The organism is Marivivens sp. ABH4_498 (genome assembly GCF_056160585.1).
Window position 1 is genome coordinate 78,424 of record NZ_JBSWXL010000006.1, and the last position, 24,449, is coordinate 102,872.

Consider the following 24,449-nt stretch of genomic DNA (forward strand, 5'->3'; position numbering starts at 1 on the left):
GTGCGATTACCGGTTTGCAGAGAAAGTGAAGAAGGATTGGATGGCGTACATCACACGGTCCAGCAGGAAGCCGATGATACCGATGGTGAACACAGCAACCATGATGCGTGCCAGCGATTGGGAGGAACCGTTCTGGAATTCATCCCAGACGAATTTGCCCAGACCAGGGTTTTGCGCCAGCATCTCTGCTGCGATCAGAACCATCCAGCCCACACCCAGCGACAGACGCAGACCGGTAAAGATCAGTGGCAGCGCCGAAGGCAGAACCAGTTTGGTGATCTTTTTCCAGGTCGACATTTTCAGAACCTTGGATACGGACACCAGATCTTTGTCGATGGACGCAACGCCCAGTGCGGTGTTGATCAGGGTTGGCCATAGCGAACACAGGGTCACGGTGATCGCGGACACAAGGAACGATTTGGCGAACAGGCCGTCGTTTTGAACGGTTGCCGAAATGATCATCGTCACGATCGGCAGCCAAGCCAGAGGCGACACAGGTTTAAAGATTTGAACCAGCGGGTTGATCGCAGCGTTCGCAATTGGCGACAGGCCAGCGACGATACCCAGCGGGATCGCAACCGCAGCGGCGATGATAAAGCCAAAGAACACGGTGCGGATCGAAGTGCCGATCTGGTCGTAATAGGATGGCGCGCCGGTGTAGGTCATTTCTTTGACCTCGTCCGCGCGGCCTGCTTCGATCAGGCGTTCGTTGCGTTGTTCAACGCGTTCATAGAATACGGCCTCTTTTTCGGCCTTTTCCATGGCGTCCTGATGCAGATCAACCGCGCTGGACCAGACCTGAGCCGGACCGGGGATCGCACCCAAGGACGTTTGCACTTTGGGTGCTAGAAAGCCCCACAGCGCGATAAAACATAGGATTGCCAGCACAGGAACACCCAAGAGGCGCCAGACTTCTTTCATCTGGGCGCGTGGGTTGTCGCCCAATGCGGCCTTTAGCAGAGGAGTGATCCAAGCCAGACCCAACACGGTGAACCATGCGTCGGCTTTGTTGATGCGAGTGAATAGACGGGCGCGGCGGGCTTCGCGTTCGGCGTCTTTCTGGAAATTGGTGTCAGCGGTGGTCATGGCGATCCTCAGAGGGGCTGATGTGGGCGACCCGAGGGTCGCCCAGCAAGTGTTTGATTAACCTTGGATTTCGTTGCCAACGACGGTCTGGCCGGTCTTTAGACCAATGGACAGGCTGTCGATGTAAGCGTTCGGGGTGCGGCCGTCGTATGGAACACCATCGATGATGTCGGCTGCAGGGGTCGGTTCACGGTAACCGTCGCTGTCCCATGGGAAATCAGCTTCGTTTGCCAGACCTTCGTCCACCAACATGCGGGCGGCTTCTAGGTAGATTTCTGGCTTGTAAACCGACTGTGCGACTTCGTCGTACCAGCTATCAGGCTGATCTTCGGCGATCTGGCCCCAACGGCGCATCTGGGTCAGGTACCAAACAGCGTCCGAATAGTATGGGTAGTTCGCATAGTAACGGAAGAACACGTTGAAATCAGGAACGTCACGAACGTCGCCTGGTTCGTATTCGAACGTACCAGTCATCGAGTTGTCGATAACGTCAGCGTCTGCACCTACGTATTCAGGCTTGGACAGGATGTTCACAGCTTCAACGCGGTTTGCGTTGTCGTTTTCATCCAGCCACATCGCTGCGCGGATCAGCGCTTTGGTCACTGCCAGCGTGGTGTTCGGGTTTTCTTCGACGAACGACGCGTTCAGGCCGAATACTTTCTCTGGGTTGTTTTTCCAGATTTCGTAGTCGGTGATCACAGGAACGCCGATGCCTTTGATAACGGCCTGCTGGTTCCATGGTTCACCCACGCAGTAACCGTTGATGGTGCCTGCTTCCAGCGTTGCTGGCATTTGCGGAGGAGGGGTCACCGACAGGAATACGTCAGCAGCGATCTGGCCGGTTACGTCTTCTGGCGAATAGAAACCTGGGTTGATGCCGCCCGACGCCAACCAGTAGCGCAGTTCGTAGTTGTGGGTCGACACAGGGAAAACCATGCCCATGTTGAACGGTTTGCCGTCAGCGTTGAACTGTTCGATCACAGGCTGCAGCGCTTCGGCCGAAATTGGGTGCTGTGGGCGACCGTCATCCATCGATGGGATGTGTGGGCGCATCATGTCCCATACTTCGTTCGATACGGTGATGCCGTTACCGTTCAGGTCCATCGAAAATGGGGTCACGATGTGGGCTTCGGTACCGTAGCCGATGGTCGCAGCCAGAGGCTGACCTGCCAGCATGTGCGCGCCGTCCAATGTGCCGTCGATCACGCCGTCCAGCAGAACTTTCCAGTTTGCTTGGGCTTCCAGTGTGACAAACAGGCCTTCGTCAAAGAAGTAGCCTTGTTCGTATGCAACGGCCAATGGGGCCATGTCGGTCAGTTTAATAAAACCGAAAGTCAGTTCGTCTTTTTCCAGTTCCAGCATTTCGGCAAAGGCCGGAGTGGTAAGCAGCGTGGTCGCTGTAAGAATGGCAGATAGCCGTTTCATGTCCCTGTCGTTCCTTTGTTTGTGCCCCATTTTTGGGGTTTTAAGACGCAAAAAGCCGCTGACCGTAAACTGCGAGGGAGGAGGTTCGCAGCAGGTCGAGCGGCTTTGCTCTATCTCCCTAAGCGCTGGGAGAAATCGAATGTTGGGTGGCGCCATTGCTACCCTGAGTCGACGTTGGCCTATACTTTTGACGCTGTCGATTGGTTAACCGTCGTTAATGCTGCCTTGCGGCAAGTGCATCTGGGCGTGTGCCTATTTTTTAATCAACTGACCTTTTCAGGGTCAAAAAAGCGGCGATCGAAAAACGCTCCGGGCTCTAGGTACAGTTTGCCCGATTCCGATGACACAGGCGTGCGGCTATCCAACAGGCCTTCGACTTTCGACGATGCCGAAGGTAGGTCGGCCGTTTCTGCGGCAAGTGCCGACCGATATAGGTCGCTGCGGAAAATCATGCGTGTGCTGGATCCGGCGGATTTACGGTCCAGGCCCAGGCGCGACGCCAATTGAGTTGCGATCCATGCGCATTGTGATGCCCATGGGAACCCTGCTGCGCCACGATGGAACACAACAAAATCATCTCGATGCCGTTCTTCGCCGCGGCCATTGATAACGATTTGACCAGATAAGGCGCGATCAATGACGTCTGCGGGGACATTCACATATTCTGGACGCGCAAGGATTTCTGACGCGGTCATGTGGTTTTCAGGTTGATCCAGCCAGCGGCCTGCACGCCACACGGCACGTATCAGGCGTTTGGACAGTTCGGGTTCGGATTCGACCCAATCATGACGCGCGGCTAACACCTTTTCAGGGGCAAAGCCCCAGATGGCGGCGCCTGGGATCAACAATTCGCCAACGCCATTGTCGACGGCAATTGATCCCCATGGCTCGCCCACGCAGAACGCATCGATTTCGCCGTTCGCGATAGCCTCGGCCATGAGGGCAGGCGGGACGGTATGGATTTCGACCGATTGCGGTGCAGGCAGGCCAAGCGCGTTCAGCCAATAATACAGTAGTTCGGCGTGCATCGAAAACGGGAACGGAACCCCCAGACGCAATTTGCCTGTGGCCGCCGCGATCAGAGCGCGCCCCGCATTTTCCGCATCGGTGAAATCGAACAGATATCCGTTGTCGCGCATACGCTGGGCAAGGTCGGTAGAGACACCAATGACAGTGCCGTTCACCGATAAAACGGACAGCGCATCAAATTTGATACCGCCGCTTAGCCCCATGGATGTGGCAATGGGCACAGGGGCCAGCATATGCGCGGCCTCGATCCGGCCAAGAGCCAGCATATCGCGCAAAGTGGACCATGATGGCGCTTTTTCCAGTGAAAGGTTTAAACCTTCTTGTTTTGCAAAACCCAGTTCCTGCGCGACAATAATGGGCGCGCTGTCGACCAGAGCCATAAAGCCGACGTTCAGATCAATTCCATTCATGACAGCAACCCCGCAGCCGTTACCAGTGCTTGGGCCACATCAACAACCTTGCTTCCTTGGTCCATCGCGGTTTTGCGCAGCAACGCATAGGCGGCATCTTCGTCCAGACCGCGGGCTTTCATCAAAATCCCTTTGGCGCGGTCGATGACCTTGCGTTCTTCTAACGCCTTTTTGGTCGCGGCCAGTTCTTTGCGCATGTTTTGGAACATGTGGAACCGTGTGATGGCGGCATCCAGAACGGGTTTCAGGCGATCCGCACGCAGACCGTTGACCACATAAGCGCTTAGCCCTGCTTCGATCGCGGCTTTGGTCAGTCCATCGTCGCTTTGATCGACGAACATCGCGACGGGGCGATCCATCGGACCAGAGGCTAATGCCAATTCCTCTAGCGCGTCGCGGGACGGGCTGGCCACGTCGATCAGCACAACATCGGGGTTATATTCCGCGATGGTGCGCGCCAGACGGCTGGATTCGGCAACAATATGAATGTTGTAGTCGCCCGCATGCGCAAGGCTCGCGGCGATCAGTTCGGCGCGGTCGCGATCAGGTTCAACAACGACAATGGAAAGGCGGTTGGTCATGGCGCCTGTGTGCGCCCAGTTTGGATTCTAATCTATCGCGCGTGCGCGAGGCGCGGTTGTTTTCACTACTATTTTCACAGTGCCGATTAAATTTTGTGCATGTTGACTGTTTTTGTGGCGATTATTTCAGCGCCCCGTCAAGCGCGGTTAGAAAGCGTTCGCCTGCGACTTCGATTTGTTGGCGCAGCAGAGCGGTCGTTCGGTCGGTATTTCCTGAAACGGCGGCATCAGCGATTGCTTTGCATGCGTCGATGGTGGATGCGCTGGGTGGCAGACCTGCCTTGCGGGCCATGCGGCGATAACGGTCATTCTGGTTGTTCAATATCCGCCAAAACCCGATCAGTGTCGGCATCTTGCAGCCCTGAACCAAAGTTTCCAAAAACGCCAGATAGGCGTTGTCCCAGTCGTTTTTGTCTTGTTCCGCTGATCGTCTAAGCCTGTGAAAGGCCGCCAAAATATTGCTTTCCCATTCCAGATCGCTGTGGGTCATCGCATGGGACACCGCCAAAGTGGAAATCGATGCGACCAGAGACGTGATTTCGATCAGGTTCGCCGCTGATACGGGTGCGATGCGATAGCCGCGCTGATCCTCGAACGTAATCAGCCCTTCGTTCACCAATCGCGACATGGCTTCGCGCATGGGGGACAGCGAAACGTCAAAGATGTGGCGCGCCTCTTCTAGGTTGATTTTCGACCCGGGTTCGAAATCACCGCGCAAGATCGCCTCTTTCAATTCTTGCGAAACGCGGCTGGCGCGCGTCAGTTTGGTGCTGTCTTGCATGTGGGGTCCGAAAATTGGGGCTTTGGATGGGCCCGTGTTTGGCATTCTTGGGCTGGCGTCGCAACCAAATCGGGTCCTATGCCGCGTGCTTTGCTGGGGTAGGGCGAAAACAAAATGTTGCGCGGTCGCATAGTTTTTGTGCAACCTGATTAAATAATGACGCAGTTTGCAGACCCAATGGGCGATTAAACCGAAATGACGCGCATTTCTTTGACCGCAGATGCGGGTGCGGTAGCGTTTATTTGATCCTTTGGTCAAACACTGAATGACACGTCCGAACAGGAGATATTTATGCCAGCCCTTAGCGCGAATTTAACGGTCAATTCAGACCGGCTGTGGGAAAGCCTGATGGAGATGGCCCAGATCGGGCCGGGCATTGCAGGTGGATGTAATCGCCAGACCCTAACGGACGAAGACGCCGAAGGCCGCGCATTGTTCCAAAAATGGTGCGAAGACGCAGGCATGACCATGGGTGTCGATACCATGGGCAATATGTTCATGACCCGCGCGGGCACAGACCCTGACGCACTGCCGATTTATGTCGGATCGCATCTGGATACGCAGCCGACGGGCGGCAAATACGACGGGGTTCTGGGGGTTCTTGGCGCGTTAGAGGCCGTGCGCACCATGAACGACATGGATATCAAAACCAAACATCCCATCGTGGTCGTCAACTGGACGAACGAAGAAGGCGCGCGTTTTGCCCCTGCGATGTTGGCCTCGGGCGTGTTTGCGGGCGTGTTGGATCAGGATTACGCCTATGACCGCACCGATCTGGACGGCAAACGGTTTGGCGACGAATTGGTGCGCATCGGCTGGAAAGGCGAAGAAGAAGTCGGCGCGCGCAAAATGCACGCCTATTACGAATTGCACATCGAACAGGGCCCGATCCTAGAGGCCGAGGGCAAAGACATCGGCGTAGTCACCCATTGTCAGGGCCTATGGTGGTTGGAATTCACCCTAACAGGCAAAGAGGCGCACACAGGATCGACCCCTATGCCTCTGCGGGTGAACGCAGGTCTGGCCACCGCGCGGATCATGGAAATGGTCCAAGAAGTCGCCATGAAAAACGCCCCCGATGCGGTGGGCGGGGTCGGCCAGATGAAATTCAGCCCTAATTCGCGCAACGTGCTGCCGGGGACTGTGGTGTTCACGGTCGATATTCGGTCGCCCAATCAGGACAAACTAGACAGTATGCGGGCCGAGATTGAAACGCGCGCCGCCGACATCTGCGCCGAAATCGGTGTCGGCTGTTCGGTCGAAGCGGTGGGTCATTTCGATCCTGTCACCTTTACCCCCGAATTGGTCACCAACGTGCGCAACGCGGCCGAACGGTTGGGCTATAGTCATATGAACCTGATTTCAGGCGCGGGCCATGACGCCTGTTGGGCGGCCAAAGTCGCGCCCGCGACCATGGTTATGTGCCCCTGCGTTGATGGTCTGTCCCATAACGAGGCCGAAGAGATCAGTCAGGACTGGGCCAAAGCAGGCACCGATGTTCTGCTGCATGCCGTTTTGGAAAGTGCCCAGATTGTCGAAGGTTAAGACGCATATGTCATGTTCGGAACGTCAGGGCCCAATGCAAAGTTGTTTTGCATTTTTGCGCCTACGTTTCGAAAATGCAGCACCCTATATTGCAATTGTGCAGCAGGCATCCGGCCTGATTGCGCAAGACGCAAATGATTATGGGGGGCAAAATTATGCCGCTATTGAACTTTCACATCACCGAAGGCAGCCGCAACGACGAAGAGCTGCAACTGTTTCTGGACACAGCCCACGAAGCCGTCGTCGAAGCCTTTGGTGTGCCGCAGCGCGACCGCTATCAGATCGTGAACGAGCACAAGAAAGGCCACATGATCTTGCAGGACACGGGGCTGGGGTTCGAACGGGACGACAGCGCGGTTCTGGTGCATATCTTTACCAGCACGCGGCCCGAGGAACAGAAACACAAATTCTACGACATTCTAGCGTCGAAACTTCAGGCTGCGACGGGGCTGGACCCCAAAAACCTGATGATCGCGCTGTTCGAAAACACGCAAGCGGACTGGAGCTTTGGTTTCGGTCGCGCCCAGTACATCACCGGCGAATTGGGCTAACCGGCCCAATCCAACCGATCAAAATTTTAGCCGCTCACGCGTCTGGCCACATGTCAGCGCGGGCGGCTTTTTCTATTTCAAATACCCCAAAGGAGCCCACGCTATGACCACCGTGATCAAAGGCGGCACAGTTGTAACCGCTGACCTGACCTACAAAGCCGACGTTCTGGTCGAAAATGGCGTGATCACCGAAATCGGGCCGAACCTGTCGGGCGATGAAACGCTGGATGCGACGGGCTGTTACGTCATGCCGGGCGGTATTGATCCGCACACCCATTTGGAAATGCCGTTTATGGGCACCTATTCGGCGGATGATTTTGAATCTGGCACCCGCGCGGCGCTGGCGGGCGGCACCACGATGGTCGTTGATTTCGCGCTTCCCAGCCCCGGTCAGGGCCTGCATGACGCGCTGCAGATGTGGGACAACAAATCCACCCGCGCCAACTGTGATTATTCGTTTCACATGGCAGTGACGTGGTGGGGTGAACAGGTGTTCAACGAAATGGAATCCGTGGTCCGCGACCGCGGGATCAACACGTTCAAACATTTCATGGCCTACAAAGGCGCGTTGATGGTGAACGACGATGAAATGTACGCGTCGTTCCAACGTCTGGCTGAATTGGGCGGCATCGCGATGGTGCACGCAGAAAACGGCGATGTGGTTGCCGAACTGTCCGCCAAACTGCTGGCCGAAGGAAACACAGGCCCCGAAGCGCACGCCTATTCCCGTCCGTCCCAAGTCGAAGGCGAGGCCACCAACCGCGCGATCATGATCGCCGACATGGCTGGCGTGCCTTTGTATGTGGTTCACACATCCTGCGAAGAGGCGCACGAGGCGATCCGCCGTGCCCGCCAAAACGGCAAACGCGTCTGGGGCGAACCGCTGATCCAGCACCTGACGCTGGACGAAACCGAATATTTCAACGCAGATTGGGATCATGCCGCGCGGCGCGTCATGTCTCCGCCGTTCCGCAACAAAAAACATCAGGACAGCCTGTGGGCGGGTTTGATGTCGGGGTCATTGTCGGTCGTGGCAACTGACCACTGCGCGTTCACCACGGATCAGAAACGATATGGTGTCGGTGATTTCACGAAAATCCCTAACGGTACAGGCGGGCTAGAGGATCGTATGCCGATGCTATGGACGCATGGCGTGGAGACAGGGCGCCTTACGCCGAATGAATTTGTCGCCGTAACCTCAACCAATATCGCGAAAATTTTGAATTGCTACCCACGCAAAGGCGCGGTTCTGGTGGGCGCTGATGCCGATCTGGTCGTGCTGGACCCGAACAAGGAAAAAACCATTTCGGCGGCGATCCAACAGTCGGCCATCGATTACAACGTGTTCGAAGGTCACAAGGTCAAAGGCCTGCCGCGGTTCACCCTGACACGCGGGCAAGTCGCGGTTTACGATGGTGAAATCCGTACCCAAGAAGGCCATGGTAAATTTGTCAAACGCGAACCCAATACAGCCGTGAACAAGGCGCTGTCGACGTGGAAAGAATTGACTTCGCCGCGTCCCGTTCAGCGGTCGGGCATTCCTGCGACGGGTGTGTAAATGACGGTCATACAGGCCCAAGGGCTCGATCTGACGTTCCAGACCAACGATGGTCCGGTGCAGGCGTTGCGCGATGTGAACCTGACCATCGACAAGGGCGATTTTGTGTCGTTCATCGGCCCGTCTGGCTGCGGCAAAACCACGTTTTTGCGGTGTATCGCGGGGCTGGAAACGCCCACAGGCGGCACGCTGACCGTGAATGGCATGACGCCGGACGAGGCCCGAAAATCCCGTGCCTATGGGTACGTGTTTCAGGCCGCTGGTCTGTACCCGTGGCGTACCATTGGCGGCAACATTCGCCTGCCGCTGGAAATCATGGGATTCAGCAAAGACGAACAATCCAAACGCGTCGCAAAAACGCTGGATCTGGTGGATTTGTCGGGGTTTGAAAAGAAATTCCCGTGGCAATTGTCGGGCGGGATGCAGCAACGCGCATCAATCGCGCGGGCGCTGTCGTTTGATGCGGATATCCTGCTGATGGATGAACCCTTTGGCGCGTTGGATGAAATCGTGCGCGACAAACTGAACGAAGAGCTGCTGAAGCTGTGGGATCGCACAGGCAAAACCATCGGCTTTGTCACCCATTCCATCCCAGAGGCCGTGTATCTATCGACCAAAATCGTGGTCATGTCGCCGCGCCCTGGGCGGATCACGGATGTGATTGAATCGACCCTGCCGCGCGAACGGCCGTTGAACATCCGTGACAGCGCCGAATTCATCGAAATCGCCCATCGCGTCCGCGAAGGCCTGCGTGCGGGGCATGTAGATGACTAACGATCCAGCCATCCGTTTTGCGCAACAAGCGACCCGCAAAGAGGCAAAGAACGCGGAAAGGCGCGCCCGATATCCACGGAACACTCCAACATGGAGCCTTGTCGCTGCCGTACTGTCAGTTGGGTTGTGTTTATATTGGGCCATGTCGCAGCAATGGCTGCCCGCAGCAATTTGGTTCATCGCCACGATTGTAAATGGGCGGGCATTTGTCCGTGCGCGTTCGCAGGAAAAGGGCGCGGCATGAAACAGCGGATTGTTCCCATTATAACCGTCGTATGCGCGATCTTTGCCCTTTGGTACGTGGCCTGCATTCCAATGAACGTGCAGGAAACGCTGACGGCGGCAGAACGGGCAGGGGCGGTTGTGACCCCCGATAATGCCCGCGATCGGGCACAGGTCGGGCGTTTCGCGCTGATGGCTCAGAACTTGGACACTTTGGGCGGTAGCTGGTCCGTGGATCGCGCGCGTCTACCCGCACCGCATCAGGTCGCGGTCGAACTCTGGGACAGCACGTGGAACGAAGAGGTCCATGGCCGCCGCGGGATCGTGAAATCGGGCAGCCTGTCGAACAGGTCTCTGATCTATCATGGCGGCGTCACCTTGGGCGCGACGGTCGTCGGTTTCCTGATCGGGTCGGGTCTGGGCGTATTGCTGGCCATTGGGATCGTGCATAGCCGGACGATGGATATGTCGGTGATGCCGTGGGCGATTGTCAGCCAGACCATTCCGATTGTTGCGCTGGCCCCGATGATCATCGTGGTGCTGTATTCTATCGGTGTGCAGGGCCTGATCCCAAAGGCCGTGATCAGCGCCTATCTGTCATTCTTTCCTGTCGTTGTCGGCATGGTCAAAGGATTGCGCAGCCCTGACGCCATGCAAACCGATCTGCTGCGCACCTATAACGCCAGTAAATCCGACGCGTTCTGGAAGCTGCGTCTGCCGTCGTCCGTGCCGTATCTGTTCACATCGCTAAAGGTCGGGATCGCGGCGTCTTTGGTGGGCGCGATTGTGGGCGAATTGCCTGTGCAGCGCGGCGGATTGGGCGCGCGGATGTTGGGCGGGTCGTACTATGGGCAGACCGATCAAATCTGGGCGGCGCTGTTCTTTGCAGCGGCATTGGCGGCGGTTCTGGTCGCGATCATTAGCTGGATCGAAACCCGCACGTTGAAACGCATGGGGGTGCTACAATGACCCTGATTTATGCGCTGATCGTATGGGCGGCGGGCTGGGGCCTGAATGTGATGATCGCACGGTCAAAAGGCGCCAATACCGCCGCCGCACGGTTCGCTGTGCCCGTCATTTTCGGCGTCACCCTGTTGGCAATCTGGGAAATACTGGTGCGCGGCTATGACATTTCCGCCGTTATCCTGCCCGCACCATCGGTCATCTGGGCGACCCTGACCAGCACAACGGATGTCCTATGGGGCGATTTCGTCCAGACATTCCTAAAGGGCGCGCTGTCGGGATATATCATCGGCTGTGCTTCGGCTGTTGTCGTGGCTGTGATCGTGGATCGGTATGATTTCCTGCGCCGTGGATTGCTGCCTGTTGGGAATTTCGTGGCGGCTCTGCCCATTGTCGGCACCGCGCCGGTTTTGGTGATGTGGTTCGGGTTTGATTGGCAATCAAAGGCGGCGGTGGTCGTGGTCATGGTGTTTTTCCCGATGCTGGTGAACACGGTCGCAGGGCTGCGCGACACGTCCGTCATGCAGCGCGATCTGATGCGGACCTATGGCGCGACGTACATGCAAACGCTGTTCAAACTGCGCCTGCCTGCCGCGCTGCCGTTTATGTTTAATGGTCTGAAAATCGCGACGACTTTGGCGTTGATTGGTGCCATCGTTGCCGAATTTTTCGGATCGCCCGTGCGCGGCATGGGTTTTCGAATTTCGACCTCGGTCGGGCAATTGGCGCTGGACATGGTCTGGGCCGAGATCGTCGTCGCTGCCATCGCGGGCAGCCTATTTTACGGGCTAATCGCAACCATCGAAAAGGGGCTGACCTTTTGGCACCCCAGTCAACGAAAATAATTACCAACAAGGAGATACCAATGAAAACATACATGATGGCCGCTGCTGCGGCGCTGACAACGGCGACCTCGGCCTTTGCGGCGGATGATCTGACCCTGCAATTGAAATGGGTGACCCAAGCGCAGTTCGCGGGCTACTATGTCGCGCTGGATCAGGGCCTGTACGAAGCCGAAGATCTGAACGTAACGATCCTAGCGGGCGGCCCTGACATTGCACCGGGTCAAGTACTGGCTGGCGGCGGCGCTGACGTGATGGTCGATTGGCTGCCATCGGCGCTGGCGGCCCGTGAAAAAGGCCTGCCGATCGTGAACATCGCGCAGCCGTATAAATCGTCGGGCCTGATGCTGACCTGCTGGAAAGACAGCGGAATTACCGGCCCCGCCGATTTCGTTGGTAAAACCATCGGCGTTTGGTTCTTTGGCAACGAATATCCGTTCCTGTCATGGATGAGCCAAGAAGGCATTTCCACCGCTGGCGGCGAAGACGGTATTACCGTTTTGAAACAGGGATTTAACGTTGATCCGCTGTTGCAGCGTCAGGCCGAATGCATTTCGACCATGACCTATAACGAATTCGGTCAGGTGCTAGAGGCAGGCGTGTCCCCTGATGAACTGGTCACCTTTAAATACGAAGACGAAGGCGTATCCACCCTAGAGGATGGCCTATACGTGCTAGAGGAAAATCTGGCTGATCCAGAGTTCTCCGATAAAATGGTCCGTTTTGTCCGCGCATCGATGGCAGGTTGGAAATGGGCAGAAGAAAACCCAGAAGAAGCGGCCATGATCGTTCTGGATTACGACGAAACCGGCGCCCAGACCGAAGAACATCAGATCTATATGATGGGCGAAGTTGCCAAACTGACCGCGGGGTCGGACGGTGCGCTGGATATTGCGGACTATGAACGCACCGTTGCCACGCTGCTGGCGGGCGGTTCGGACCCCGTCATCACGATGGAGCCTGTCGGCGCATGGACCCATGCGATCACCGACGAAGCTCTGCAGTAAAACACCTGTCGGGGGGCGGATTGCGTCCCCCGATTTTGCTTGCATCCGAGGGTTGCAAAGGCACATGGTGACCACGCAAAATAAAGGTGGTTGTTATGTACAGCAGTTTCCCAGTGGACGGGTCAAATGCCCGTATCCTTGCCCCTCAATCCGAACTTTCATTCTATTGTCCGCAGTCCGTTGATCTGCCGCGCGATATCACGCCGCTAGAGGCGTGGAATTTGATGATGGCAAAACCGCTGCCTTTTTTGAAAACCGCGTTTTTGATCCGCGATAAGGTTTCCGCACTGTTCGGTGTGAAACAGATCGGCGGGTTTGAACGGCGCGCGGTCGAACAGGTTCAGGTGGGTGAAAAGCTTGATTTCTTTCTGGTCGAATACATCGACGATCAGGTTATGTTGCTGACGGAACGGGATCGGCATTTGGATGTGATGACCTGCATTTCCGTGCAGGATCGCCGCCTGACAATCACGTCTTCGGTGCGGACGCATAACGCGTTTGGGCGTTTGTACATGATCCCCGTCGCACCCGCGCACAAATTGATCGTGCGCGCCATGTTAAACCGTCTGCAAAAGGCAATGGCCTAACGTTCGTTCAGGCCTTTGCCCGCGATAATGGCTGGGCGGGCCTTTTCGATGCGGTTGAAACGGGTCTGCACCTGTTTCGCGCCTGCGACGTGCAGGAACCAGCTGCGCTGACGGCCCGGGGTTAGGGCGTGGAACGCTTCGGCCAATTCGGGGTCTGCGTCCAAAGCTTGGGCCAGTTCGTCGGGCATGTCGCGTTCGGGCGCGGGGGGCAGGGGGATGGCGGCGCGTTCGACACGCACAGCTTCGGCCATCAGGGCGGCGATGGCGTCGGCGTTCGCATCCAGATCATCCATCGATGACAGTTTCACTACGCGGCCCGCGTGCCCGTTTTCACCCTGTTTGACCAACAGCCCGTTGGGGTCATCCATGATGATCCCTTTGAAAAAATTCACAGTAGCGAAATCTTTGAACGCGCTGATGATGAAGGTGTTTTTGCCATCCACGGCATAGCACGGCTGCCACCATTTTTTTTCTTCGGTGACGTCCAATTCCAATGCCATGCCGCGCAAACGGCGATGGATGTCCTGCCATGGGCCGGTTTTGTCGAAATAGAAATCTAAGTCAGGGTTCGGTTGTGCCATGTGTCACCATACGAAAAAGGGCGGGGAAAGTCCCCGCCCGAATTCATTCAATATCAGACTGATTAGCCGATGATAGCGTTCAGCGTGGCCGATGGGCGCATCACTGCTGCAACCTTGGCTGGGTCCGCGTGGTAGTAGCCGCCCAGATCAACTGGTTTGCCTTCGCCAGCGGCCAGTTCGGCCAGAATGGTGTCTTGTTTGTCAGCCAGGTCTTTGGCGATTGGCGCAAAGTGAGCCGCCAGATCAGCGTCTTTATCTTGTGCTGCCAGTGCCTCTGCCCAGTAACGTGCGAACCAGTAGTGCGAGGTACGGTTGTCGTTCTGGCCGACTTTGCGTTCAGGCGAATTGCCATTCAGCAGAACCTTTTGGGTCGCGTCTTCGATTGCGTCGCCGAATACGCCAGCCTTTGCCATGCCTTTGTCAGCAAGGAAGTTGAACGATTCACCCAGCGCGCAGAATTCGCCAAGGCTGTCCCAACGTAGGTGGTTTTCTTCGACCAGCTGCTGAACGTGCTTTGGTGCCGAACCGCCAGCGCCGGTTTCGAACAGACCGCCGCCCTGCATCAGGGATACGATCGACAGCATTTTCGCCGAGGTGCCCAGTTCCAGAATTGGGAACAGGTCGGTCAGGTAGTCGCGCAGAACGTTACCGGTGATGGTGACAACGTCTTTGCCCTCAACCATGTTTTCCAGAGTGAAGCGGGTCGCTTTTTCTGGGGACAGGATTGGGATGTCCAAACCTGCGTCTTTCAGGGCTGGTTCGACGTATTTGATCAGCTCTGCGTCATGGGCGCGGTTTGCATCTAGCCAGAATGCCGATGTACCGGTTGCCTTGTGACGGCGGATCGCCAGTTTAATCCAGTCTTCGATCGGCGCCTGTTTCACAGTTGCCGAACGCCAGATGTCGCCTTTGCCAACGGTCAGTTCGTGTAGAACGTCGCCGTTGTCCAGAACGATGCGCACGGTGCCCGCTGCTGGCATTTCAAAGGTGGTTGGGTGCGAACCGTATTCTTCGGCTTTTTGCGCCATCAGGCCCACGTTGGACACTGCGCCACAGGTGGTCACGTCCAGTTTGCCGTTTTCTTTGAAGTAGTTGATGGTTTCCGCGTAAACGCCTGCATAAGAGTTATCAGGGATACAGCATTTGGTGTCAGCCGGTTTGCCGTCTGGGCCCCAACCGATGCCGCCTGCGCGGATCACGGCAGGCATGGATGCGTCAATGATGACGTCCGATGGTACGTGCAGGTTGGTGATGCCTTTGTCGCTGTCGACCATGTACATTGGCGGACGTGCGTCCAATGCGGCTTTCAGGTCTGCTTTCAAGGCGTCGTCGCCTGCGATCAGTTTTTCCAGATCGCCGATGCCGCCGTTCGGGTTGAAACCCAGTTCAGCCAGTTTGTCGCCGTGTTTCGCGATGAAGTCTTCTAGGTAGACCGATACAAAGTGACCAAAGATGATTGGGTCCGAAACCTTCATCATGGTTGCTTTCATGTGAACCGAGAACAGAACGCCTGGTTCCATGCTGTCGATTTCGGCTTTGATGAAATCGCGCAGGGTCGCAACGGACATATAGGTCGCGTCAACGATCGTGCCTTCTTCGTACTTTAGGCCGTCCTTTAGAACGGTTTCGGTGCCGTCTTCAGCAGTGAATGTGATCTTTGCGCCGCCAGCTTGGGCTGCGGTGATGGTTGCAGATACTTCGTTCGCAAAGAAATCGTTGCCTGGCATGGATGCAACGCAGGTTTTGCTGTCTGCGGTCCATTCACCCATCGAATGAGGGTTTGCTTTTGCGTATTCTTTAACAGCTTTGGCCGAACGACGGTCAGAGTTGCCTTCGCGCAGAACAGGGTTCACAGCCGAACCTTTGATCGCGTCGTAACGTGCGCGCACGTCTTTTTCTTCGTCGGTTTTTGGCTCCGACGGGTAGTTCGGCAGCGCGTAACCTTGGGATTGCAGTTCTGCAATCGCTGCGTTCAGCTGAGGAACCGAAGCCGAGATGTTCGGCAGTTTGATCACGTTCGCGTCTGGCGTTTTCACCAGTTCGCCCAATTCCGCCAGATCGTCGGAAATGCGTTGTTCTTCGGTCAGGTAATCAGGGAAAGCCGACAGGATGCGGGCTGCAACCGAAATGTTGCGGGTGTCTACGGAAATGTCCGCAGCACTTGCAAAAGAACGGATGATCGGCAGCAGGGAACCGCTGGCCAATTCTGGGGCTTCGTCAACAATGGTGTAAATAATATCAGGCGTCTTTGCCATGGGTCGCTTCTCCGCTTTAGTCGCTGGCGCGATGGGCATTTAGCATAGAACGCCAACCGTCCTATACCGTTGCGCACGGGATAAATGGACCCCGCGCTCAAGTCAATGTGTGCAATTGTATACCGACCGAATTTGCGGCGAAATGTCCGACTTTTGCGTTGACGAATCCAATATTTCCAGAATATTTGAAGTATGGAAAAGAGCGAAGCATTAGCGGCATTGTCCGCATTGGGCCAAGAAACGCGGTTGGACGTGTTTCGATTGCTGGTCGTCGCGGGCGAACAGGGCATGTTGGCGGGCCAAATCAGTGATGCGTTGGACCTGCGTGCGAATACGTTGTCGGCCAACCTGACAATCCTGCTGAACGCGGGCCTGATCCGCAATAAACGCGAAGGCAGGGCGATCCGCTATTTTTCCGACATGCAGGGGATGCGCGGATTGCTGGATTTCCTGACGAAAGATTGTTGCGGCGGTGCGCCAGACGGATGCCTGTGACCGCAACCCGATTTTAAATGATTTACCTAAATAGGACGATGCCGTGGCCGATCCGATAGACACCTGTTTCACCCCAATTGACCCGACCGCGTTGTTCCCCGCCGAACGCAGCACCCATGCTCCGCGGATTTTGGTGCTATACGGATCGCTGCGCGACCGCAGTTTTTCGCGTCTATCCGCCCAAGAGGCCGCGCGCATTCTGGAACGGTTCGGGGCAGAGGTGAAAATCTACAATCCCTCTGGTCTGCCTTTGGTCGATGATGGCGTGGACGCGTCCCATCCAAAGGTTCAGGAACTGCGCGATCTGGTGAAATGGTCCGAAGGCATGGTCTGGTCGTCGCCCGAACGTCATGGCGCGATGACGGGTTTGATGAAAACTCAGATCGATTGGATCCCGTTGTCGGATGGCGCGGTTCGCCCGACCCAAGGCAAAACGCTGGCCGTGATGCAGGTCTGCGGCGGCAGCCAGTCGTTTAACGCGGTCAATCAGATGCGCATTCTGGGCCGTTGGATGCGGTGTTTGACGATCCCGAACCAGTCGTCGGTCGCCAAGGCGTGGAACGAATTCGACAGCGATGATCGCATGAAACCATCCGCCTATTACGACCGCATCGTCGATGTGATGGAGGAGCTGGTGAAATTCACTCTACTCACCCGCGATATCAAAGATCATTTGGTTGATCGCTATTCCGAACGCGTTGAAACCGCCGAGGAATTGATGAAACGCGTCAACAATACCTAAGGCAGCGGCCCCGTTTGCCACAGCTGAATGCGTAGCCCGCCGTGAGATATCGGCGGGTTTTCTGCCTCAAACGGCAGGCCAGTGGTTTTCGCCAGCGCGGGTTCCGATGTGATGATCCCCACGCGCCATCCCGAAAAACGATCCATCAGGGTTTTGCCCAACGCGCCGTAGACCGCATACAGCAGTTTTTTGTTGCCGATCCGCGCGCCGTAGGGCGGGTTCACGATAACGATGCCGGGGGCGCCGTCGGGGCGGGGCAGGTCGCTGACGGCGTGGTGTTCGAATGTGACCCAATCGCCCACGCCCGCACGGGCGGCGTTCTCGCGCGCGCCTTTGATCGCGCCAGCATCGCGGTCGGACCCATAGAAAATCTGGTTCGGTGTTCCGCTGGGCGCTGCGCTACGGATTTTGTCGAATGCTGCCTGATCAAAAGATGCAAATTGTTCAAAAGCAAAGCTGCGGTCGCGCCCCGGCCACAGGTTTGCGGCGATCTGCGCGGCCTCGATCGCAAAAGTGCCAGAGCCGCACATCGGATCGACAACCGATTGCGTCCCGTCGTAGCCCATCTGTTCCAAAAACAACGCCGCCATATTTTCGCGCATCGGCGCTTTGCCCACAAATGATTTGTGGCCGCGTTTGTGCAGGCTTTCGCCCGAGCTATCCAAGGAAATGGTGCACAGGTCATCCTCAATCCGCACCTTTAGCGTGATGTCGGCATCTGGTGACAACGTCGCGCCAAAGCTTTCGGTTAGGGCCGTTTCGATGCGCTGTTTGGCGGCTTTGTCGTGGTAGATTTTCGATTTTCGGCAGGTGACATCAACCTTGATCGGGACGTCTTTGCGCAGGGTGTCGCCCCACGCGAATTTGCGGGCGCGTTTGTCCAGTTGTGCCAAATGCATCACGCGGAATGATCCGATCCGAACCAGAACGCGCGCCGCGCCGCGCAAGACCAGATTGGCGCGCCAAACGTCCGCCCAATCACCCTGTACGGTCACGCCGCCAGTGGACGTGCCTGAAACGGCAAACCCCGCGCGGGCCGCTTCGGCAGCAAGAGACGTTTCAAACCCTGGGGCGACGGAAAGGAAGAGTTCTAGATCAGACATGCGCCTACCTACCGCGAAATGCATCCCTGCGCCATATTGGGAAACGTTAATAAAGTTGAAATGTTTGATAGGCTTTATTATCAAAACATGAACGCGTATCGGATTGTTTTTTCGATATTTCTTTGGGGTTGGGCGATACTATGGCTATCCATCCGGTGATTTTATGTGGCGGGTCAGGCACGCGGCTGTGGCCGTTGTCACGCAAATCATATCCCAAACAATTTGTCCCGTTGGTCGGTGAAGAAACACTTTTTCAGGCCTCCGCGCGACGTCTATCGGGCCGCGATTTCGCTGCGCCTTTGATCCTGACGGGGTCTGATTTTCGGTTCATCGTTGTCGAACAATTGCAGTCCATCGGCATTGATCCCGGTGCCATTTTGATCGAACCCGAAGGCCGCAATACCGCGCCCGCGATTTTGGCAGCGGCGATGTATCTGGCCAAAACCGATCCCAATGCCGTTATGCTGGTCGCCCCGTCAGATCACGTTTTGCCTGATACCGATGCGTTCCATAACGCGGTGCAGCAGGGGTTAACGGCGGTTGAACGGGGTCGATTGGTGACATTCGGCATTCATCCAACGGGACCGAATACAGGGTATGGCTATCTGGAATTGGCGGCGGAACCGGACGGATCGGGGGCTCCTGTTGCGCTGAAATCCTTTGTCGAAAAGCCATGCATCGATGCCGCTAGATCGATGGTCGAGGCTGGAAATTTCCTGTGGAATGCTGGGATTTTTCTGTTCAGGGTCAGTGACATTCTGGATGCTTTTGCGCAACTGGCGAATGAACTGGTGGCGCCTGTGCAGGGCGCGGTGGATGACGCGAAAACCGATTTGGGGTTTTTGCGGTTGTCCACGGATCCATGGCAGCAATGTCCTGATATTTCTGTGGACTATGCGGTGATGGAAAAGGCGTCGAACCTATCCGTTGTCCCATTCAGCGGGGGGTGGTCTGATTTGGGCGGCTGGGATGCTGTTTGGTCTGAATCGCAACCAACCGACCGCGGCGTTGTAACCAGCGGCAGCGCGACGGCGATCGACTGTGATAACAGTTTGCTACGATCAGACAGTGATAATCTGGAATTGGTCGGCATCGGGTTGGACAATATCATCGCCGTTGCAATGAACGATGCGGTGCTGGTGGCTGATAAATCGCGTGCGCAGGATGTGAAATTGGCGGTTGCGGCGTTGAAATCGAAAAACGCACCACAAGCCACTGATTTTCCAAAAGATCATCGGCCTTGGGGTTGGTTCGAAAGTTTGGTCAGCGGCAGCCGTTTTCAGGTCAAACGCATTCACGTCCACCCTGGCGCATCATTAAGCCTACAAAGCCATTTTCACCGCTCTGAACATTGGGTGGTCGTTCAGGGGACTGCGCGTGTGACATTGGACGAGACATCGAAATTGGTGACGGAAAATGAATCCGTCTACATTCCTGTCGGATCGGTTCATCGTTTGGAAAACCCGGGCAAAGTGCCTTTGGTCGTTATCGAAGTTCAAACCGGCACCTTTATGGGCGAAGATGACATCACGCGATACGACGATAAATACGCGCGCGGCGCAGGCGCAAAGGGGTAGGGGATGGGGCCTGCCTTTGGCACCAGCGGTTTGCGCGGGTTGGTTTCAGATTTAACCGATGAATTCGTGCGCAGCTATGTTCACGCGTTTTTAACGACAGTCTCGGTGGCGGCGGTGTACGTCGGTCGAGATTTGCGAGGCTCGTCGCCGCGTATATCGCAGGCCGTTATGGCGGTGGTTAAGGACGCGGGTTTAATCGCGGTCGATTGCGGTTCGGTCCCGACGCCAGCGTTGGCCTATGCAAGCATGCAAAACAATGCCGCCGCAATCATGGTCACCGGTAGCCATATTCCCGCGGATCGCAATGGCCTGAAATTCTACACGCCATTGGGTGAAATTACCAAAGATGACGAGGCAGCGATCAACGCGGCCTTGGGCGCTGTGGGTGCTGCCAAATGCGGAGCCGTTGAAACAGCAGACGTGTTGGGCGAATTCTCCTACCGCTATGTTCATGCCTTTGGGGCAAATGCTCTGTCGGGGATACGTGTGGGGGTCTATCAGCATAGTTCAGTTGCGCGTGATGTGCTGTTGGATGTCCTAACGCAGCTTGGCGCGATTGCTGTGCCGTTGGGGCGTTCGGAAACCTTTGTTCCTGTGGATACCGAAGCGGTTGATCCTGATACACGGCATGTGCTGGCCCAATGGTGCCTAGATCACGAACTGGATGCGATCGTGTCGACAGACGGGGATGCGGATCGTCCGATGGTGACGGATGCATCAGGGCAGGTGATTGCTGGCGATGTTCTGGGAGTTTTGACCGCGATGGATTTGGCTACGGATGTTGTGGTCACGCCCATAAATGCCAATTCCATGGTGACAAAGGTCGGGTTTGCCGACGTCCAATTCACGCGCATCGGGTCGCCCTATGTGATTGCCGGAATGGATGACTATCGTGGGCGGCGGGTCGTAGGGTTTGAGCCCAACGGTGGTTTTTTGGTCGGCTTTGACGCATATGACGGTCGGATGAAACCCTTGCTTACGCGTGACTGCATGTTGCCGATATTGGCGCCATTGCGCATGGCTGTGCAGCGCGGGGTAGGGATCGCCGAATTGGTTGCGGAACTGCCGCAAATCTTCACAGCCTCTGATCGTTTGACAGACATTCCAACAGCGCGATCCGCGGCGTTCATAGAACAGATCGCGGGTGATCCGGAGATTGCGTTCTTTGGTCAGTTTGGTGATGTGGATCAGATCGATACGACAGACGGGGTCAGAGCGACTTTTAAAAACGGCGATGTTCTGCATCTGCGGCCATCGGGCAATGCGCCTGAATTTCGCGTTTATGCGCAGTCGACATCGCGCACATTAGCGCATGACCTCCTGCAACGCGGGTTGTCTGTGGTCCGTGCTGCATTGATCGACACTGTCGCATAATTGCTATGCTGGCGGGCAAAGCCCGATGATTTGACCTGTCGATTGTTGCGCTGAACCCAAATTCGCCCAACAAAGCAACATATTAAAAGCTGATAAAAGGGTCATTCATGCCTACCGCTCTTGTCACCGGCGCTGCCGGATTTATCGGATCGTTCGTTTGCCGCACCTTGCTAGAGGAAGGCTGGCGCGTGATCGGGCTGGATTGCATGTCGGATTATTATGACGTCAGCCTAAAAGAACGCCGCGAAGACACCCTGCGCGCCTACGACAACTATCGGTCGGTCCATGACAAGGTTGAAACGCCTAACCTGTTGATGTCGCTGTTTGAACAGGAACGCCCTGACGCGGTGATCCACCTCGCGGCTCAGGCGGGCGTGCGCTATTCCATCGACAATCCACGCGCATACCTAGAAAGCAACATCGTCGGCACTTTTGAGCTGTTAGAGGCCGCCCGCGCGTTCCCGCCAAAACACATGCTGCTGGCGTCCACGTCGTCTGCCTATGGCGCGAACACCGAAATGCCATACGTCGAAACGCACAAGGCCGACCACCAGATGTCGTTCTATGCGGCGACCAAAAAATCGACCGAAAGCATGGCGCATTCTTATGCGCATCTGTTCGATCTGCCGATCACGATGTTCCGTTTCTTTACCGTCTATGGCCCGTGGGGTCGCCCCGATATGGCGCTGTTCAAATTCACCAAAGCGATTTTGGAAGGCAAGCCAATCGACGTCTATAACTATGGCGATATGAAGCGTGATTTCACCTATGTCGAAGATCTGGTTCACGCGATCCGCCTGTTGATCGACGCCGTGCCAGTGCGCCCCGCAGATGGCATCGTGCCCGAAGGCGACAGCCTATCCCCCGTCGCCCCATTCCGCGTGGTGAACATCGGCAACAACGACGCCGTCCAGCTGACTGACTTTATTGAAGCAATCGAGTCTGCCACAGGCCAAACCGCCGAACGCAACCTGATGCCGATGCAGGCGGGCGACGTGCCAGCGACGTGGGCCGACGCCGATTTGCTGAAATCCCTGACGGGCTACGCCCCGAAAACATCCGTCCGCGAAGGCGTCGCCAATTTCGTCAGATGGTATCGCCAGTTTTATCAGGTCTAATTGAAAACGCCGGCCAATTGGCCGGCGTTTTTGTTAGGCGCCTTTGGCGCGATCACGCAGGATGAATTTTTGAATTTTCCCCGTCGAAGTTTTCGGCAGCGGGCCAAAGATCACTGTTTTTGGGGCCTTAAAATGGGCCATGTGATCGCGACAAAACGCGATAATGTCGGTGTCCGTGGCCTCTTGCCCGGGTTTCAAATCGACAAAAGCACAAGGCGTTTCGCCCCATTTGTCGTCCGGTTTCGCGACCACGGCGGCCTCCATCACGGCGGGGTGACGGTATAGAACGTCCTCGACCTCGATCGACGAAATGTTTTCGCCGCCTGAAATAATGATGTCTTTGGATCGGTCTTTTAGTTCGATGTACCCGTCAGGATGCATCACGCCCAAATCACCTGACGCGAACCAGCCGCCCTTGAACGATTCTTCGGTGGCTGATGGGTTTTTCAGATACCCTTTCATCACGACGTTGCCGCGCATGAAAATTTCGCCCATCGTTTGGCCATCTGACGGCACTGGGTCCAACGTATCGGGATTGGCCACCATTAGATCGTCCAGAGCCACGTTTTTCACACCTTGGCGCGATTTTCTGACCGCTTTGGCGTCGCCGTCCAGATCATTCCACGTTTCTTTCCATGCACAAACAACGGATGGGCCGTAGGTTTCGGTCAGGCCATAAACGTGGGTGACCTCGATGCCCATTGCCTCCATCTTTGCTATGACGGCAGCGGGCGGGGACGCGCCTGCGGTCATCACTTTGACCTGATGGGAAAAATCCTTGAGCTCATCCGGTGCGTTTGCCAGCATATTCAACACGATTGGCGCACCGCAGAAATGGGTGACCTGTTCGTCGCGGATCAATTGGAAAATCGGTTCGGCCCGCACGGCGCGCAGGCATACACACACACCTGCATTGGCCGCGATGGTCCATGGAAAACACCAGCCGTTGCAATGGAACATGGGCAAGGTCCACAGGTAACGCGAATGCTGCTGCATGCCCCATGTGACGATATTGGACATCGCGTTCAGATGGGCGCCGCGATGGTGGTAAACGACACCTTTGGGATTGCCCGTGGTGCCTGATGTGTAATTCAGCGAAATGGCGTCCCATTCGTCGGCGGGGCCCAACCAGTCAAAATCGGCGTCACCTTCGGCGATGAAATCATCATAGGTGATAGACCCGATTCTACGTCCGCCCTCGAACGTTTCATCAACGATATCAATGACCAAGGCATCCGTTAGGCCCGCCATGTGAATGGCGCGATCTACGACGTCGGAAAATTCGGGATCGACGATGATAATTTTGGCTTCGGCGTGGGACAGGATAAAGGAAATCGCTTCGGCATCCAGACGCGTATTGACGGTGTTCAATACGCCGCCTGCCATCGGCACTGCAAAATGGGCTTCGAACATTTCGGGGATGTTCGCGGCGATGATTGAAACGGTTTCGCCCTTTTTTATGCCTCGTTTTACCAAAGCCGATGCCGCGCGTTTCATGCGATCATAGGTTTCGCCCCATGATTGACGTCGGTCGCCATACACGATGGCGGGGTATTCTGGGTAAATCTGTGCGGTTCGTTTTGCAAATGATAGCGGCGTTAACGGCTCATAGTTCGCGGGGTTTGCGTCTAGGCTGACGTCATAAATGCTTTGGTGTGTCATATCTCTCCCTCCACCGATGTGCTGCAGTCTCCTCACTGTGCACATGGCGCCCTTTTCGGGTCGTTGTCAGATTGGCGGATCAACCCATTCGAGTAAATGGGGTAGGGCGTGTTCCTGAAAACGAGAAGGGTGCGTTAAATTGTATCAGGCAATATGTATGTATGGCGCCGCCCGCAGTGGA

The 24,449-nt window shown here is 56.1% G+C and carries 23 protein-coding genes; 14 read left to right on the top strand and 9 right to left on the bottom strand.

Going from position 1 to position 24,449, the window contains the following annotated elements; genetic code table 11:
• Nucleotides 1-6: 6 nt before the first annotated feature.
• From ACXAGA_RS12955 to ACXAGA_RS12975, 5 genes are all read right to left on the bottom strand, one after another.
• Entirely contained in the window at nucleotides 7-1,086 is a 1,080-nt protein-coding gene (locus ACXAGA_RS12955) for an ABC transporter permease (RefSeq protein ID WP_475117901.1), read from the bottom strand.
• Nucleotides 1,087-1,143: 57 nt separating this feature from the next.
• Nucleotides 1,144-2,511, bottom strand: a complete 1,368-nt coding sequence (locus ACXAGA_RS12960) for a CmpA/NrtA family ABC transporter substrate-binding protein (RefSeq protein ID WP_475117902.1) — start codon at nucleotides 2,509-2,511, stop codon at nucleotides 1,144-1,146.
• Between the two features lie 263 nt (nucleotides 2,512-2,774).
• Entirely contained in the window at nucleotides 2,775-3,950 is a 1,176-nt protein-coding gene (locus ACXAGA_RS12965) for a CmpA/NrtA family ABC transporter substrate-binding protein (protein ID WP_475117903.1), read from the bottom strand.
• Nucleotides 3,947-4,531 (bottom strand): ANTAR domain-containing response regulator, encoded by a 585-nt coding sequence (locus ACXAGA_RS12970; RefSeq protein ID WP_475117904.1) that lies wholly within the window; start codon nucleotides 4,529-4,531, stop codon nucleotides 3,947-3,949. The genes ACXAGA_RS12965 and ACXAGA_RS12970 overlap by 4 nt, the downstream gene beginning before the upstream one ends.
• Before the next feature lie 121 nt (nucleotides 4,532-4,652).
• A complete protein-coding gene (locus ACXAGA_RS12975) occupies nucleotides 4,653-5,312 on the bottom strand; it encodes a GntR family transcriptional regulator (RefSeq protein ID WP_475117905.1) in 660 nt (219 codons plus the stop codon).
• A gap of 291 nt (nucleotides 5,313-5,603) precedes the next feature.
• On the opposite strand from ACXAGA_RS12975, the gene ACXAGA_RS12980 reads away from it, so the two are divergent.
• The 9 genes from ACXAGA_RS12980 to ACXAGA_RS13020 all read left to right on the top strand — a co-directional run bounded on the left by ACXAGA_RS12980 (nucleotide 5,604) and on the right by ACXAGA_RS13020 (nucleotide 13,361).
• On the top strand, nucleotides 5,604-6,857 hold the full coding sequence (locus tag ACXAGA_RS12980; RefSeq protein ID WP_475117906.1) for a Zn-dependent hydrolase: 1,254 nt from the start codon (nucleotides 5,604-5,606) through the stop codon (nucleotides 6,855-6,857).
• 155 nt (nucleotides 6,858-7,012) lie between these two features.
• A complete protein-coding gene (locus tag ACXAGA_RS12985; protein ID WP_475117907.1) occupies nucleotides 7,013-7,408 on the top strand; it encodes a tautomerase family protein in 396 nt (131 codons plus the stop codon).
• A 103-nt stretch (nucleotides 7,409-7,511) separates the two neighbouring features.
• Nucleotides 7,512-8,966: a dihydropyrimidinase gene (gene hydA / locus ACXAGA_RS12990; RefSeq protein ID WP_475117908.1), complete on the top strand. Its 1,455-nt coding sequence runs from the start codon at nucleotides 7,512-7,514 to the stop codon at nucleotides 8,964-8,966.
• On the top strand, nucleotides 8,967-9,740 hold the full coding sequence (locus ACXAGA_RS12995) for an ABC transporter ATP-binding protein (RefSeq protein ID WP_475117909.1): 774 nt from the start codon (nucleotides 8,967-8,969) through the stop codon (nucleotides 9,738-9,740).
• Nucleotides 9,733-9,984: a hypothetical protein gene (locus tag ACXAGA_RS13000; RefSeq protein WP_475117910.1), complete on the top strand. Its 252-nt coding sequence runs from the start codon at nucleotides 9,733-9,735 to the stop codon at nucleotides 9,982-9,984. Before ACXAGA_RS12995 ends, ACXAGA_RS13000 begins: the two co-directional genes overlap by 8 nt.
• Nucleotides 9,981-10,931 (top strand): ABC transporter permease, encoded by a 951-nt coding sequence (locus tag ACXAGA_RS13005; RefSeq protein WP_475117911.1) that lies wholly within the window; start codon nucleotides 9,981-9,983, stop codon nucleotides 10,929-10,931. Before ACXAGA_RS13000 ends, ACXAGA_RS13005 begins: the two co-directional genes overlap by 4 nt.
• The gene (locus ACXAGA_RS13010; protein WP_475117912.1) at nucleotides 10,928-11,770 is read left to right on the top strand and encodes an ABC transporter permease; all 843 of its coding nucleotides are present in this window, start codon (nucleotides 10,928-10,930) and stop codon (nucleotides 11,768-11,770) included. The genes ACXAGA_RS13005 and ACXAGA_RS13010 overlap by 4 nt, the downstream gene beginning before the upstream one ends.
• Nucleotides 11,771-11,790: 20 nt before the next feature.
• Nucleotides 11,791-12,774 (top strand): ABC transporter substrate-binding protein, encoded by a 984-nt coding sequence (locus ACXAGA_RS13015; RefSeq protein WP_475117913.1) that lies wholly within the window; start codon nucleotides 11,791-11,793, stop codon nucleotides 12,772-12,774.
• 95 nt (nucleotides 12,775-12,869) lie between these two features.
• Nucleotides 12,870-13,361: a DUF2867 domain-containing protein gene (locus ACXAGA_RS13020; RefSeq protein WP_475117914.1), complete on the top strand. Its 492-nt coding sequence runs from the start codon at nucleotides 12,870-12,872 to the stop codon at nucleotides 13,359-13,361.
• On the opposite strand, the gene ACXAGA_RS13025 is transcribed toward ACXAGA_RS13020, so the two are convergent.
• Both ACXAGA_RS13025 and ACXAGA_RS13030 read right to left on the bottom strand, forming a co-directional pair.
• The gene (locus ACXAGA_RS13025; protein ID WP_475117915.1) at nucleotides 13,358-13,942 is read right to left on the bottom strand and encodes a YdeI/OmpD-associated family protein; all 585 of its coding nucleotides are present in this window, start codon (nucleotides 13,940-13,942) and stop codon (nucleotides 13,358-13,360) included. The two genes, ACXAGA_RS13020 and ACXAGA_RS13025, sit on opposite strands and share 4 nt — an antisense overlap.
• 62 nt (nucleotides 13,943-14,004) lie before the next feature.
• Nucleotides 14,005-16,197 carry an NADP-dependent isocitrate dehydrogenase gene (locus ACXAGA_RS13030; protein WP_475117916.1) on the bottom strand — a complete coding sequence of 731 codons (2,193 nt, stop codon included), beginning with the start codon at nucleotides 16,195-16,197 and terminating at the stop codon, nucleotides 14,005-14,007.
• Nucleotides 16,198-16,389: 192 nt separating this feature from the next.
• Here ACXAGA_RS13030 and ACXAGA_RS13035 point away from each other — a divergent pair, with 192 nt between their 5' ends.
• Both ACXAGA_RS13035 and arsH read left to right on the top strand, forming a co-directional pair.
• Complete coding sequence (locus tag ACXAGA_RS13035; RefSeq protein ID WP_475117917.1) at nucleotides 16,390-16,692, top strand: ArsR/SmtB family transcription factor; 303 nt, start codon at nucleotides 16,390-16,392, stop codon at nucleotides 16,690-16,692.
• A 55-nt stretch (nucleotides 16,693-16,747) separates the two neighbouring features.
• Nucleotides 16,748-17,434: an arsenical resistance protein ArsH gene (gene arsH / locus ACXAGA_RS13040; protein ID WP_475117983.1), complete on the top strand. Its 687-nt coding sequence runs from the start codon at nucleotides 16,748-16,750 to the stop codon at nucleotides 17,432-17,434.
• Here arsH and ACXAGA_RS13045 read toward each other — a convergent pair.
• The gene (locus ACXAGA_RS13045; RefSeq protein ID WP_475117918.1) at nucleotides 17,431-18,537 is read right to left on the bottom strand and encodes a THUMP domain-containing class I SAM-dependent RNA methyltransferase; all 1,107 of its coding nucleotides are present in this window, start codon (nucleotides 18,535-18,537) and stop codon (nucleotides 17,431-17,433) included. The two genes, arsH and ACXAGA_RS13045, sit on opposite strands and share 4 nt — an antisense overlap.
• Before the next feature lie 140 nt (nucleotides 18,538-18,677).
• On the opposite strand from ACXAGA_RS13045, the gene ACXAGA_RS13050 reads away from it, so the two are divergent.
• From ACXAGA_RS13050 to ACXAGA_RS13060, 3 genes are all read left to right on the top strand, one after another.
• Entirely contained in the window at nucleotides 18,678-20,114 is a 1,437-nt protein-coding gene (locus ACXAGA_RS13050) for a mannose-1-phosphate guanylyltransferase/mannose-6-phosphate isomerase (protein WP_475117919.1), read from the top strand.
• A 3-nt stretch (nucleotides 20,115-20,117) separates the two neighbouring features.
• Nucleotides 20,118-21,488 carry a phosphomannomutase gene (locus ACXAGA_RS13055; protein WP_475117920.1) on the top strand — a complete coding sequence of 457 codons (1,371 nt, stop codon included), beginning with the start codon at nucleotides 20,118-20,120 and terminating at the stop codon, nucleotides 21,486-21,488.
• A gap of 107 nt (nucleotides 21,489-21,595) precedes the next feature.
• The gene (locus ACXAGA_RS13060) at nucleotides 21,596-22,606 is read left to right on the top strand and encodes a GDP-mannose 4,6-dehydratase (protein ID WP_475117921.1); all 1,011 of its coding nucleotides are present in this window, start codon (nucleotides 21,596-21,598) and stop codon (nucleotides 22,604-22,606) included.
• Between the two features lie 33 nt (nucleotides 22,607-22,639).
• Here ACXAGA_RS13060 and ACXAGA_RS13065 read toward each other — a convergent pair whose 3' ends face one another.
• Nucleotides 22,640-24,268 (bottom strand): acyl-CoA synthetase, encoded by a 1,629-nt coding sequence (locus ACXAGA_RS13065; protein ID WP_475117922.1) that lies wholly within the window; start codon nucleotides 24,266-24,268, stop codon nucleotides 22,640-22,642.
• Nucleotides 24,269-24,449 lie beyond the last annotated feature (181 nt).